Below are 13,698 nucleotides of genomic sequence, written 5' to 3' on the forward strand. Positions count from 1 at the left end.
CGGATGTAAACGCGCCCGGCTTTGTCGAGTCCGCCACTTTGCATTCCACGCGGCCATCGGGTCTGATCGTGCTCCGGCCCCGCACGTGATTCCGATGGCAGACGACGCACGCATCAAGCTCGAACCTTCCTGGCGCTCCCGCGTCGGCGACTACCTGTTGCGCGATGAGATGCAGGCGTTGTCCGCGTTTCTTCGTCAGCGCCATGCCGGAGGTGCCCGGATCTATCCGCCCGGCCGGGACATCTTTGCCGCCTTCGATGCCACGCCGTTCGATGCCGTCAAGGTCGTGATCCTCGGTCAGGATCCGTACCACGGGCCCGGTCAGGCGCACGGCTTGTGCTTCTCGGTGCGACCGGGGGTTCCGGTTCCGCCGTCGTTGCTGAACATCTACAAGGAGATCGAACGTGACGTCGGTGTCGCCCGTCCCGACCACGGCTGCCTGCTGCCATGGGCCCATCGTGGGGTGTTGTTGCTCAATGCGGTGCTGACGGTGGAAGCCGGCCGTGCGGGTTCGCATCAGGGCAAGGGCTGGGAAGGATTCACCGATCACGTCGTGGACACGCTCAACCGTGAACGTGAGGGTCTGGTATTCCTGTTGTGGGGCAGCTACGCGCAGAAGAAGGGCCAGATCATTGATCGCCAGCGGCACAAGGTCCTGAAGGCGCCACACCCGTCGCCGCTGTCGGCCCATCGCGGGTTTACCGGCTGCGGGCATTTTTCCGCCACCAACCAGTACCTGTCTCGACGCGGCCAGGCACCGGTCGACTGGTCGCTGCCAAGCACCGCGGCACTTGCCGGGACCGCTGCTGATGACCCCGATTCGGCCAGTGCGGTTTGATCGGGAACTCACGCCGCCGCTGGCAGTCTGTAGCTACGAGAATCTTGGCGACTGTCCCATGAACGGAACACTGCCGCCCAATCGATCCATTAGCACACACCCATATAGCCTGCTAAAATGCGCCCCATGACTGATATCGCCATTGCCAATCCTCTTGTATCCAACAGCTTGCCGGTTCCCAGTGCGCTGGGATCGCTGGATGCGTACATCGGTGCGGTCCACCGCATCCCCGTGCTCACCGTCGAGAACGAGCAGGCGCTCGCACGCCGCTTCCTCGGTGAGGAAGACCTCGGCGCCGCGCAGGAGCTGGTCCATTCGCATCTGCGCTTCGTGGTCCATGTGGCTCGCGGCTACAACGGTTACGGGTTGGCGCTGGGCGACCTGATCCAGGAAGGCAACATCGGCCTGATGAAGGCAGTCAAGCGTTTTGATCCCGACCAGGGCGTGCGCCTGGTCAGCTTTGCGGTGCACTGGATCCGCGCCGAGATGCACGAGTTCATCCTCAAGAACTGGCGCATCGTCAAGGTCGCCACCACCAAGGCGCAGCGCAAGCTGTTCTTCAACCTGCGACGCAGCAAGAAGCGCCTGGGCTGGATGAACGCCGAGGAGGTGCGGGTGGTTGCACGCGACCTCAACGTGTCCGAGCGTGAAGTGCTGGAGATGGAGTCGCGCCTGTCCGGCCGGGACATCGGCTTTGACGCGCCGGCCGCGGACGACGAAGAACGCGCCCCGCCATCGCCTGCCGCCTACCTGCGTACCCACGACGAGGACCCGTCGCAGATCTACGAGCGCGAGGACCAGGAAGACCACCAGGTGGGCCTGCTCCATGAAGGTCTGGCAAAACTCGACGAGCGCTCCCGCGATATCGTCGCCCGGCGCTGGCTTGGCAACGAGAACAAGGTGACCTTGCAGGAGCTGGCCGACGAGTACGGCGTATCCGCCGAACGGATCCGCCAGATCGAGGCCAACGCGATGAAGAAGATGCGCGCCTTGTTCGCCGCGTAGGAATGACCACGACATCGCAGTGATTCACAACGGCCCGGGAAACCGGGCCGTTTGCGTCTGGGTGGCAAGTTTAAAAAAAGCCGGGGCTCGTCCGCGTTTTTGCCTGTCATCCCCGCGAAGGACTCGTCATCCCCGCGAAGGCGGGGATCCATGGACTTTGATATTCAAGCACTCAATGCTCATGGTGTTGCACTTCGATATTGAGAATTCCCGGTAAGGACCGGATATCGGGCGGACTGTTCGAAGCTCCTGGTCGGAAGCACGGGCTGGCAATGATGACGGTGGTGATGCGCTAGGCTCGTCGCAAACCGCATGGAGCCTTACCGATGGCCGATACCGACAAGCGCATTGCCCTGCTGATCGACGCCGACAACGCGCCGGCCGCCAAGATCGACGTCATTCTGGCCGAGGTCGCCCGCTACGGCGTGGCCAACGTGCGGCGCGCCTATGGCGACTGGAAGAATCCGCATCTGAAAAGCTGGGAGGCCTGCCTGCACGAGTATGCGATCCGGCCGGTCCAGCAGTTCGCCTACAGTCGCGGCAAGAACGCCTCGGACATGGCGATGGTGATCGACGCGATGGACCTGCTGTACGCGCGCAACCTGGATGGTTTTGCGATTGTGTCCAGCGACGCCGACTTTACCCCGCTGGTGATGCGGCTGCTGACCGACGGGGTCAAGGTGTATGGCTTCGGCGAGAAGAAGACGCCCGACCCGTTCGTCAACGCGTGCTCCAAGTTCACCTACGTCGAAGCGCTGGGCCAGCGCGAGCAGGTCGGCGCGACCACCGCTACCCAGGCCAGCAGCGGTTCGGCGCTGCGCGGCGATGCGCGCCTGCTGCAGATGTTGCGTGGCGCGGTCGACTCGGCCAGCAGCGACGATGGCTGGTCACGACTGGGTGCGGTCGGCCAGCAGATCGGTAACCAGGCCTCGTTCGACTCGCGCAACTACGGCTATCGCAAGCTCAGCGACCTGATCGAGGCGACCGGCGTTTTCGAGGTGCGGCGTGACGAGCAGACCGTGCTGGTGCGGGAGAAGCCGGCGGGTACCGCCGCCAAGAAGGCCTCGGCGCGAAAGAAGGCGGCGCCGGCAACACGGGCTGATCAGTAAAGATCGACCGGGTCGACGTCCAGCGACCAGCGCACCTTGCGCGCTTCCGGCATCGCGTGGATGGCCGGCAATGCGGCATCAAGGGCGGCGTGCAGGCTCCGGCGTCCGGGTGACGACAGCAACAGCTGGCTGCGCTGGTAGCCGGCGCGACGCGGCATCGGGGCCGGCAACGGGCCGCTGAGTTCCAGGGTTGCGTCCGCTTGGGCTTCAATGGCCAAGCGCGCCGATTGCAGAAACTTATCGGCCAACTCGACCCGCTTGGCTTCCGCCCGCAACATGGCCAGATGGGTGAACGGCGGCAAGCCTGCGGCTTCACGCTGTCCCAGTTCTGCGCAGGCGAACGCGCCATAGCCGCCGCTCAGTAGCGTGGCCAGCAAGGGGTGCTCGGGATGGTGGGTCTGCAGTACGACCTGGCCGGGCTTGTCGGCACGTCCGGCGCGACCGGCGACCTGGATCAGCAACTGCGCGAGTTTCTCCGGCGCGCGGAAATCCGCACTGAACAACCCCTCGTCGATGCCGACCACGGCCACCAACGTCAGGTTCGGCAGGTCGTGGCCCTTGGCCAGCATCTGGGTGCCGATCAGGATGCCGGGATGGTTGCCGAACTGCGCCAGATGTTGTTCCAGGGCGTCCCGGCGGCGGGTGGTACCGCGGTCGATTCGCAGCACCGGCAGGTCGCTGAACCGCTCGCGTAGCGCCTCTTCAATCCGTTCGGTGCCCGCGCCTTGCGATTGCAGCGCCAGCCCGCCGCAGTCCGGGCAGGCATTGGGGGCCGGCCGACGCGCGCCGCAGTGGTGGCATTGCAGTCGCCTGCCGGAAGCATGCACGGTCATCGGCGTGCCCTGGGTCGGCGTGCTGCAGCGCTGGCATTGCGCGCTCCAGCCGCAGTCGTGGCACAGCAGCACCGGTGCGTAACCGCGGCGGTTTTTGAACACCAGTACCTGGCCGTCGGCGGCCAGTGCCTGCGCGACCGATTCCAGCAGTTCCGGCGACAGTCCCGCCTGCAGCGGCCGCTTGCGCACGTCCAGCACCCGCACCCGGGGCGGCCGGGCATTGCCGGCGCGCTGGTGCAGCCGCAGGTGGGTGTGGCGGCCGGTTTGCGCGTTGTGCAGCGATTCCAGCGACGGGGTGGCACTGCCCAGTACGATCGGCACGCCCAGCGCCTTGGCCCGCACCAGCGCGAAGTCGCGCGCGTGGTAGCGGATCCCGTCAAGCTGCTTGAAGCTGCTGTCGTGCTCCTCGTCGAGGATGATGATGCCGGCCTCGGGCAGCGGCAGGAACACCGCCGAGCGCGTGCCGAGGATGACCCGCGCCTCGCCGCGCAGACAGGCGGTCCAGGTGCGCGCGCGCTCGCCATCGGACAAACCCGAGTGCAACAGGTGCACCGGTACCCCGAGGCGGGTGCGAAAGCGGCCGAGCAGCTGCGGGGTCAGTCCGATCTCGGGTACCAGCACCAGTGCCTGACGGCCGCGCGCGAGGCAGTCGGCGATCGCGTGCAGGTAGACCTCGGTCTTGCCGCTACCGGTGACCCCGTCCAGCAGGAAGGGTGCGAACTCGTCACGACCGGCCAGCAGCGCGTCCACTGCGAGCTGTTGCTCGGCGTTCAAGGTCGGCCCGGCGGCTGGATGGGCCAGTTGTTGCGATGGCGCGATGGCGATCCGCTCGGCCAGCCCGCGTTTGGCCAGCGAGCGCGCGGCGCTGCGCCAGTCCGTGATTGGCAGGTCGAGTGCATCCTCGGGCACCGCACCCGCTTGCAGCCGCTCGGCCAGCTGTCGGGGTCGTCCGGCGCGCATCCCGTCCAGCGCAGTCTGGCCGGCCGGGGTCAGTTGCCACGCCCACGCATGGGTGTCGGGCAGCGGCTCGCCATGGCGCAGTGGCCCCGGCAGCGCCGTGGCGAATACCTCGCCCAGCGGCGCGTGCGCATAGCGGGCCAGCCAGCGTAGCGAGGCCAGCAATTCACCGCTGAATAGCGGCGCGGGATCGAGAACTGCCAGCACCGGCTTCAGGGCCGGTGCGCCGGGCTCGGCGTCGGTGCCCAGCGCCGCCACCACGCCGATCCGTTCGCGTGGGCCAAAGGGCACCCGCACGCGGCTGCCGACACTGGCAGGCGTGCCTGAATCGGGCGCCAGATAGTCGAACAGTCGCGGCAATGGCAGCGGCAGTGCGACGCGTACGACGTGCGGAACGGGCGGGTGGGCAGGCATCACCCCAGTCTAGCGGTCGGCCCCAATTCACCGGAGTCAAGGGTGGGTGAAGTTGCAGGCCATTGTTGCCTGAACCGTGACGAAGTGTGCGCAAGCTCCCGTTTTTGAAGGGGTTTGTCTTTATCCACATTAGCTGTGGATAACTCTGTGGATGGGACCTCGGCAATATTGCGTGATCGCGACGGCACAAGCCCTTCAGCTGAGTTGATGAAAAAAGCGCCAAACCAGATAAACCCATGGAAATCATAAGGTTGTCCGTGAAACATCGCTGAAATATGGCATCGATAAAACTGAACAGAGCGTTTATGTCAAAACGATGACCGCTGTGCACAACCGTTTTCGGTTGCAGCCCGCATCCCGCTTCGTTCGTGGCGCTTTGGGGGGTTTGTCAAGCCGTCCCGTGCCGCCAGCGGCTGGTTATGATGACGCCATGCCGAAGTTGTCCCGATGACCAACCCCCAACCCGACAATCCGCGACTCACCGGGCGCACCCCAGCGTCGCCCGCGTTGGCGGCGTTCCTGCGTGGCGTGGAGCGGCGGGGGGCGGTACTGGCGGAACTGCAATGTGGCGATGCGGATACTGGCGACATTGCACTCGGCGCGACGATGGCAAAGTTTCGGCTCCAGGCCGGTGAATGGGCCATGGGCGAGTGGCCGTGGCGCTTCTGGGCGCTGCTGTTGGCGGAGCCGGGGTTACACACACGGGACCAGGTTCCGGCGGCGATCGAGCTGGAAGCGACCGACCGTCTGGCGGCGATGGGCAGTGGTCCCCGCGCGGCGCTGCTGTTGCGGCTGGCCGCCGGGCTGGGGGAAGCCGATGCCGCCGCGGTGTTTGCGATCAGCGAAGCGACCTATCGCCTCGCCTTGCAGCGGGCACTGCCGCATCACGCCGACGGCCGTGCCGACCCGCGGGCCTGGCAGCGCCTGCGGGAGCAGACCCACCGCCGGATCAAGACCCTTCCGCCGGAGCGACTGGCGAGGCTGGGCCAGATGCGTGAATCAGCATTGCGCGGCGATGCCGCGGCCGGACCGGACACCGCCGGCGGACCGGTGTGGGGTAGCGTTGGGGCGCCGACAGCTCGACCGCGGTGGTTGATGCCGGTGTTGTGGAGCGCACTGGCGCTGTGCGCGCTGGCGTTGGCGGTCACGTTCTGGGAACCAGCCCGCACCGCGCTGGAAGGGCCACCCGCAGGCTCGGTGTGGAAACGGACGTTGCCGGCACAGTCGCCGGCCTCTCGCTACGATGCCGATGCGGGCCTGGTGGCTCACCGCGATTTCGAGTTGTTGGCCGATCCCGACGGCGAGGTCCAGGCACAGCGACTCGGCTTCCATTCGTGGCTGGCCGCGCGCGGTGTCAGCACGTCGTTGCCGGGCGCCGAGGCCGGCCTCAGCCGGAAAACATCGGCCAACGGTAATGTCTCGCCGCCCGACATCGACAGCACAGGGGAGACCGCTGATGAACCGTAGTGGCCGCTGGTCGCGCTTGGCTGCAGGACTGCTGGCACTGCTCGCGACTGCGACTGCCAGCGGCACCGCGCAGGACCGTCCGCCAGTACTGGACGACTTTGCAAACGTCTTGCCGCAGCTACAGCCCGAGGCACGCGCCCGGCTGCAGCGCCATGCCGGGCAATGGGCCGGTTGGAGCGAAGCACGGCGAGAACAATTCCGGCAGAGTGCGGCGCAATGGGAGGCGTTGTCCCCGGCCGAACGTGACGCGCGCCGCGAGCGTCATGCGGCCTGGCAGGCGATGCCGGCCAGTGAACGCCGGCAGGTAGCGGCCGCCGCTGCGGCGTATGCGACGCTGCCGGCGGACCAGCAGCAGGCGTTGCGGAGCGAGTTCGACGCGCTTGACCGCAGTGAACGCCGCGGCTGGATGCTGGGCCCGGCCCTGGGCGCCGACTATTCCGCGTTGCAGCCGCTGCTGGCACAGGTGCCCGAGGCCGAACACAAGGCATTGTTGGCGGTACTGCGGCAGTTGACGCCGGTCCAGCGCCGCGACCTGGCGGTACTGGTCCAGCGTACGCCGCCGCAGGAGCGCGCCCGCGTGCGAAGCGAGCTGGTATCCACCGCCGCGAGCAATCGCGACGACTGGTTGTGGGACCGGCTGCACCGCTGAGCGGCCGCCGACGCGTCGCTCATGCGTGCGCCAATTGGGCGAGAAACATCAGCATCGTCGCGGCCATCAACAGCACGAAATAGATCAGGCCGATGACGACGTATTTGACCAGCGTCATCCACCAGCCTTGCTGGTAAACCCGCTTCTGCATGAGCAACAGGTAGATCGGCATCCATACCACCACGGCGGCGAACAGCACGCCCAGCGCGACCCCCAGCCAACTCGCCAGTGGCGCCAGCCAGGAGTCCAGCGAAGACAGGACGAAGGTCAGCGTCAGCGCGATCAACAAGAACACATGGCTGTACAGCGCGACCACCAGGTGCTCCATGTACAGCCGCCGCTTGAACAGATAAGCCAGCTTCAACATCAACGCGAACACCGGCACCAGCAGGAACAGCGCGGACGGTGCTGCCGACATCAGTACTTGCAACCACACGTCCAGGGTGGCTCCGTCCATCGATTGCATGTTGGTTTCGATGTTGCCGATCTTGCCGTTGAGCCAACGGTTGGCGAAGTCCGGCCACCAGCCGATCACGAACGGATTGGTCTGCGCGTCCCATTCACCGCTGTGGCCGAACAGATTGATCTGCACACGCTTGGGTTTGGATTCCGCGGTTTCGGGTATGCCGACCAACGCCTGCGCAGCATCGTCCACGGGCGCACCGGTCAGTTCGACCACCCGGTTTGCCGCCGCCGCGCGCACCCGCACTTCGGCGGTCACCAGCAGGGTGTCCACGCCGATAGCTTGGCCGGCCTGCTCACGGGCCTGCTCGATGTCGGCGACCAGTTGGTCGCGGATGCGCTCGACCGCCGCGACGCTGGTTGCCGCGTCGATTGCCGCGACGCCCTCCGTCGTTGTCGTGCTTTCGTCGATATGCACCGTCGCCGCGCCGATGAAGAAGGCCAGCACACTGAGGACCACGAACAGCCGCAGCGGCGCGATGTAGCGCTGGCGGTGCCCGGCGAGGTAGTTGATGGCCACCCGGCCCGGCGACATCAGGTCGCGCAAGGTGCGGAACACCCGGCCGTCGAGGTGCCAGAACGCCTCGAAGAATTCTTCCACGGCGTGTCCGGCGTGGCGGATCGGGTTGTGCGACGACTGCCCGCACTGATGGCAGAACTCGCCCTGCAGTGTCGCGCTGCAGTTTTCACAGTGACTGGCGTCGTGATGGGTCGCGGATTTGCTCATGGCGGGCGTTGTTCACGGGTCGTCATAGGTGAGCCGGTAAGATAGCGTCCCGTCGCGACCCGGCGCCAGCGCCCGACACCGGTTCGGGGCGCGGCTGCAGTTGCGCCCCGGCTTTCCCATGTCGTCCTCCCCACATCCCAGCGTTGCGACCCCGGTCGCCGCTTCGCCGTCGCCGCGACTATCCGCAGAGATCCGCCGCACCGGGATTCTGGCCGCCCCGCTGGTGCTCGGCCATCTGGCTACCGGCCTGATCGGCTTTGTCGACGCCGTCATCGCCGGTCACCATGGCACTGACACGTTGGCGGCGGTATCGGTGGGCACCGCGTTGTTCTGGCTGCCGATGATGGTGCCGATGGGCACCTTGATGTCGCTGCCGCCAGCGATCTCGCAGCTGGATGGTCGCGGACGTCGGGATGAGATCGGTGCGTTGTTCCGGCAGGCGCTGTGGCTGTCGCTGGGCCTGGGTCTGGTGTTGCTCGGTTTCCTCAGCGTGGTCGGCATGGCGTTGGAGCCGATGGGGATCGCCCCGGGCATTCGCGAAGGCGCGCGTGAGTTCCTAGGCGGGATCCGCTGGGGGGTGCCGGCGCTGACCTTCTATCTGTGCATGCGTTATCTGTGCGACGGGCTGCACTGGACCCTGCCGACCATGCTGTTCGGCTTCGGCGGGCTGCTGGTGCTGGTGCCGTTGGGGTATGTGCTGGCCTACGGCATGTTCGGCTTGCCCGAGCGGGGTGCGGCGGGGCTGGGAATCGCGTCGGCAATCATGATGTGGATCCAGGCGATTTCCTTCTTGCTGTATCTGCGCCGGTCCAGGCGGTTTGCCGGGTTGCGCCTGTTCGCGCGCTTCGACGCGCCGCAATGGCCGGCGATCCGCGGGTTGCTGGGCACCGGCCTGCCGATTGGGGTGACGGTGGCGATGGAGGGCGGCCTGTTCGTCGTCACCGCGCTGTTGATCGGACGGTTGGGCGAGGTGCCCGCGGCCGCGCACCAGATCGCGATCAACGTCGCCAGCCTGTGCTTCATGATTCCGCTGGGGCTGGCGGAGGCGACCACGGTGCGGGTCGGGCATGCACTGGGTCGCGGCGACCTCGACGGGGTACGTCGGGCGGCGTGGGCAGGCTACGCGATCGTGATGGGGACCCAGGCGATGTCCGGGTTGACGCTGCTGCTGGGCCATGACCTCGTGGTTGGCTTCTACACCGCCGATGCGGCGGTCGCCTCGGCGGCGGCGGTCTTGTTGTTGTATGCCGCCGCGTTCCAGTTGCCCGACGGCATCCAGGTCATCTCCGCAGGCGCGTTGCGTGGCCTGCGTGACACCCGGGTGCCGATGCTGATGGTGGCGTTCTCGTACTGGGCGGTGGGCATGCCGCTGGGCGGGGTGTTGGGGCTGGGCTGGGGCGGTCTCACCCCGGCGTGGGGGCCCCGTGGCATGTGGGTCGGCCTGATCGCCGGCTTGCTGGTCGCCTCGGTGTTGCTGGGGCTGCGATTGCTGTATTCGAGCCGGCCGGCGCGGCTGCGCCAACTGCTGGCATCGCCGCGGAAATGACCAATGATGGATGAATCGATGCCGCCGTACAGGTACGCTGCGCGCATCATCTTGGAGTGTCTGCAATGAACCAGGTTTCCCGTCGCGGCCCCATCGTCCGTTTTTTTGTCGGTCTGTGGGATGCGATGAACTTCACCCGCCGGCTGATCTTCAACCTGGTGTTCTTCGCCCTGTTGTTCCTGATACTGGCCGCGATCAGCGCCGGCGACCGTACCGAGCCATTGCTTGAGCGCACCACGTTGGTAATTGCGCCCGAGGGCACCCTGGTCGAGCAGTACAGTGTCGACCCCGCAACCCGTGCCTTTACCAAGGCGCTGGGGGCGAAAGGCGGTGAGGTGCAGCTGCGCGATGTGGTGCGTGCGCTGGATGAAGCCCGCGACGACAAACGCATCGAGCGCGTGGCGCTGCGGCTGGATCAACTGGCGGGTGGCGGCATGGCGTCGCGCCGCGCAGTTGCCGATGCGGTGGCCCGGGTCCGCGACAGCGGCAAACAAGTGGTCGCTTTTTCCGATTCGATGAGCCAGCAGCAGTACCTGATCGCCGCGCAGGCCGACGAGGTCTACCTGGACCCGATGGGTGGGCTGATCCTGGAAGGCCTGGGCCGCTATCGCCAGTACTACCGCGAAGGTCTGGAAGACAAGCTCGGCGTGGACGTGCACCTGTTCAAGGTGGGCGAGTACAAGTCGGCCGCCGAACCCTTTGTGCTGGATGCCGCATCGCCGGAGTCCAAGGAAGCCGACCTGTACTGGATGAACGACCTGTGGCAGCGCTACCTGGCCGACATCGGCACCGCCCGCGGGATCGCGCCGGCGCAGATGGCGACCGACATCGCCCAGCTCCCGGCCGGCATTGCCGCAGTGCACGGTGACCTGGCCCAGTACGCGTTGCAGCACAAGCTGGTTGACGGCTTGAAAACCCGCGAGCAGGTGGCCGACTTGCTGGTCGAGCGGGGCGTGGCCGATGAGGACGCCAGCGGCGGCTTCCGCCAGGTCTCGATGGACGGTTACCTGGCCCATCTGGACACCTCCTTGAAGGCGGTTGCCGATGTGCGGCCGCAGGTCGCGGTGGTGGTGGCTGCGGGGTCGATCACCGGTGGCGAACAACCGCCGGGCAAGATTGGTGGCGAGTCCACCTCCGCACTGTTGCACCATGCTCGCGACGACGAGAACGTCAAGGCGGTGGTACTGCGGGTGAACTCACCCGGCGGCGAGGTGTTCGCCTCCGAGCAGATCCGTCGTGAAGTGGTCGCCCTGCAGGCGTCCGGCAAGCCGGTGGTGGTGTCGATGGGCGACCTGGCGGCATCGGGCGGTTACTGGATATCCATGAATGCCGATCGGATCTATGCCGATGCCTCCACCATCAGCGGCTCGATCGGGATCTTCGGCATGATCCCGACCATCCCGCGCGCGCTCGACAAGATCGGCGTGCACACCGACGGTGTCGGCACCACCGCGTTTGCCGGTGCATTCGACATCACCCGCACGCTGGATCCGGCAGTCGGCGGGGTGATCCAGTCCGTCATCGAGAAGGGCTACCGCGACTTCATCGGCAAGGTCGCCAAGGCCCGCGGCAAGTCGGTCGACCAGGTCGACGAGATTGCCCGCGGCCGGGTCTGGAGCGGCGCGCAGGCCAAGGCGCGCGGACTGGTGGATGAGTTGGGCGGCCTGCAGCCGGCGATCGTCGATGCCGCCACCCGCGCCAAACTGGGCGAGGGCGATTACGCGGTGCACTACGTCGAAAAGGCCGCCACTCCGTTCGAGCAGTGGTTCAGCGGATTTGCCGGCAGCCGGGTCGGTGCGTACTGGCTGAGCGAGTCGGACCTGGTCCGAGGGATGATGGCCATGGCGTTGCCCAATAGCCAGGCCGACCTGGAGTTGCTTGGCGATGCCATGACACCGACCGCCGGCGTGCCGGTGAAGTCGCTGGCGTATTGCTTCTGCCGCCTGGACTAGCTGGGTAAGTCCGGCTAACCGCCGGCCTTCTCGATCGCGGCTCGCTGCGCGTCGGCCGCCTTCTGGGTGGCCTCCTCCACCGCGCGCGCCTTGTCCAGAGGCGCGTGGATGGCGTCATGCAGTTGGGTGTGCTCGGCCTGCGGCTCCGGCGGGCGCTCGGTGTCCGGGACGTCGGGCCGGTTGCATGCCGCCATTGCCAGCACGAGCGTGAACAACGCCACGCAGGAAACAAGGTTGAAAGCAGGTTTCAGAACCGGTGTCGGTGACATGAGCAGGCATCCTGATGGTGACCGACGCTATGCTAACGCGGTCGCGCAGGCGCGACCTGTCGCCGCAATGGCACGTGCCGGGTGGCATGCGCCCGGCGACACACGATGACGAACACAGGAGCAGGCATGGACCCCAAGCGTTGGCGACTGGACGGGCAGCTGGCACTGGTCACTGGCGGCAGCGCCGGCATCGGCCGCGCAATCGCGCGCGAGTTGCTGGGATTTGGTGCCGACGTGCTGCTCGCCGCGCGCAACAGCGCCGGCCTGGAAGATGCCCGGGCCGAATTGCTGGAGGACTTCCCGGAGCGCGATATCCAGGTATTTGCCGCCGATGTCGGCATCGAAGAAGAACGTCGCGCCCTGCTCGACTGGGTCGAGGACCAGGGTGATGGCGGCCTGCATATCCTGGTCAACAACGCGGGCGCCAACGTCAGCAAACCGGCCGGCGAGTACGCCGAGGACGAGTGGCGCGAGATCTTCGAGGTGAACGTATTCGCCGCCTTCGAGCTGTCCCGCTACCTGCACCCGTTGCTGACCCACCACGCCGCATCGAGCATCGTCAATGTCGGCAGCGTGTCCGGCCTGACCCACGTACGCACCGGCGCACCGTACGGCATGAGCAAGGCGGCGATGCACCAGATGACCCGCAACCTGGCCGTCGAGTGGGCCGAGGACGGCATCCGCGTCAACGCCGTCGCCCCGTGGTACATCCGCACCCGTCGCACCTCCGGCGCACTGGCCGATCCGGACTACCTGGACGAAGTCCTGCTGCGCACCCCGATCGGCCGCATCGGCGAGCCCGAAGAAGTCGCCGCGGCAGTCGCCTTCCTGTGCCTGCCAGCGGCCAGTTACGTCACCGGCGAATGCATCGCCGTGGACGGCGGGTTCCTGCGTTACGGGTTTTGAGCTGGCGTGCGGGGCGATTTCAATCACGTTTTGGTGATCAGTTCCCCAACGGCAAACTCAGCGTCTCCTTGACCTCCTCCATCACGATGTAGCTCTTTGAGTCGCGCACGTTGGGCATCGTCAGCAGGGTGTTGCCGAGCAGCTTGCGGTACGACGCCATCTCCGAGATGCGCGCCTTGATCAGGTAGTCGAAGTCGCCCGAGACCAGGTGGCACTCCAGCACATGGGGCAGGCGCAGGGCGGCGGCGCGGAACTCCTCGAAGATGTCGCCGGACTTGTAGGCCAGGCTGATCTCGACGTAGACCAGCAGCCCGGCGCCCAGCTGGTGTGGGTCCAGGCGGGCGTGGTAGCCGGTGATGACGCCGTCGCGCTCCAGTCGGCGCACCCGCTCGGTGCACGGAGTGGTGGACAGGCCGACGCGCTCCCCCAGCTCGGTGAACGAGATCCGCCCCTCCTGCTGCAGGATGCGCAGGATATTGCGGTCGATTTTATCTATGCCGCGGTTTTTACCGGCCATGAAAGTTCCAAAAATCGCCTGTATTGCAGTGATTTTGCCTGAGAATG

12 protein-coding genes are annotated in these 13,698 nt (G+C 66.4%); 8 read left to right on the forward strand and 4 right to left on the reverse strand.

Annotated elements, in window-relative coordinates:
- Positions 1–94 precede the first annotated feature (94 nt).
- The 3 genes from ung (at position 95) to ACW7G1_RS01675 (ending at position 2,952) form a co-directional block, all read left to right on the forward strand.
- Positions 95–838 (forward strand): uracil-DNA glycosylase, encoded by a 744-nt coding sequence (gene ung / locus ACW7G1_RS01665; RefSeq protein WP_456978029.1) that lies wholly within the window; start codon positions 95–97, stop codon positions 836–838.
- Between the two features lie 126 nt (positions 839–964).
- Positions 965–1,843 (forward strand): RNA polymerase sigma factor RpoH, encoded by an 879-nt coding sequence (gene rpoH, locus ACW7G1_RS01670; protein ID WP_456978030.1) that lies wholly within the window; start codon positions 965–967, stop codon positions 1,841–1,843.
- Positions 1,844–2,169: 326 nt separating this feature from the next.
- Positions 2,170–2,952 (forward strand): NYN domain-containing protein, encoded by a 783-nt coding sequence (locus tag ACW7G1_RS01675; RefSeq protein WP_456978031.1) that lies wholly within the window; start codon positions 2,170–2,172, stop codon positions 2,950–2,952.
- Here ACW7G1_RS01675 and ACW7G1_RS01680 read toward each other — a convergent pair.
- Positions 2,946–5,156 (reverse strand): primosomal protein N', encoded by a 2,211-nt coding sequence (locus tag ACW7G1_RS01680; RefSeq protein ID WP_456978032.1) that lies wholly within the window; start codon positions 5,154–5,156, stop codon positions 2,946–2,948. The two genes, ACW7G1_RS01675 and ACW7G1_RS01680, sit on opposite strands and share 7 nt — an antisense overlap.
- A 447-nt stretch (positions 5,157–5,603) precedes the next feature.
- Between ACW7G1_RS01680 and ACW7G1_RS01685 the strand changes: the two genes are divergently transcribed.
- Positions 5,604–6,623, forward strand: coding sequence for a hypothetical protein (locus ACW7G1_RS01685; protein WP_456978033.1), 1,020 nt, complete (start codon positions 5,604–5,606; stop codon positions 6,621–6,623).
- On the forward strand, positions 6,613–7,272 hold the full coding sequence (locus ACW7G1_RS01690) for a DUF3106 domain-containing protein (RefSeq protein WP_456978034.1): 660 nt from the start codon (positions 6,613–6,615) through the stop codon (positions 7,270–7,272). Before ACW7G1_RS01685 ends, ACW7G1_RS01690 begins: the two co-directional genes overlap by 11 nt.
- Before the next feature lie 19 nt (positions 7,273–7,291).
- Here ACW7G1_RS01690 and ACW7G1_RS01695 read toward each other — a convergent pair whose 3' ends face one another.
- Positions 7,292–8,461 (reverse strand): DUF3667 domain-containing protein, encoded by a 1,170-nt coding sequence (locus ACW7G1_RS01695; RefSeq protein WP_456978035.1) that lies wholly within the window; start codon positions 8,459–8,461, stop codon positions 7,292–7,294.
- Between the two features lie 118 nt (positions 8,462–8,579).
- Between ACW7G1_RS01695 and ACW7G1_RS01700 the strand changes: the two genes are divergently transcribed.
- Positions 8,580–10,007, forward strand: a complete 1,428-nt coding sequence (locus ACW7G1_RS01700) for an MATE family efflux transporter (RefSeq protein ID WP_456978036.1) — start codon at positions 8,580–8,582, stop codon at positions 10,005–10,007.
- 65 nt (positions 10,008–10,072) lie between these two features.
- A complete protein-coding gene (sppA, locus tag ACW7G1_RS01705; RefSeq protein WP_456978037.1) occupies positions 10,073–11,959 on the forward strand; it encodes a signal peptide peptidase SppA in 1,887 nt (628 codons plus the stop codon).
- Between the two features lie 14 nt (positions 11,960–11,973).
- Here the strand turns inward: sppA and ACW7G1_RS01710 are convergent, their stop codons facing one another.
- A complete protein-coding gene (locus tag ACW7G1_RS01710; RefSeq protein WP_456978038.1) occupies positions 11,974–12,228 on the reverse strand; it encodes a hypothetical protein in 255 nt (84 codons plus the stop codon).
- 126 nt (positions 12,229–12,354) lie between these two features.
- On the opposite strand from ACW7G1_RS01710, the gene ACW7G1_RS01715 reads away from it, so the two are divergent.
- Entirely contained in the window at positions 12,355–13,134 is a 780-nt protein-coding gene (locus tag ACW7G1_RS01715) for an SDR family oxidoreductase (RefSeq protein ID WP_456962606.1), read from the forward strand.
- Positions 13,135–13,171: 37 nt separating this feature from the next.
- Here the strand turns inward: ACW7G1_RS01715 and ACW7G1_RS01720 are convergent, their stop codons facing one another.
- Positions 13,172–13,651 (reverse strand): winged helix-turn-helix transcriptional regulator, encoded by a 480-nt coding sequence (locus tag ACW7G1_RS01720; RefSeq protein ID WP_456978039.1) that lies wholly within the window; start codon positions 13,649–13,651, stop codon positions 13,172–13,174.
- Between the last annotated feature and the right edge of the window lie 47 nt (positions 13,652–13,698).

The organism is Lysobacter sp. A378 (assembly GCF_054052125.1).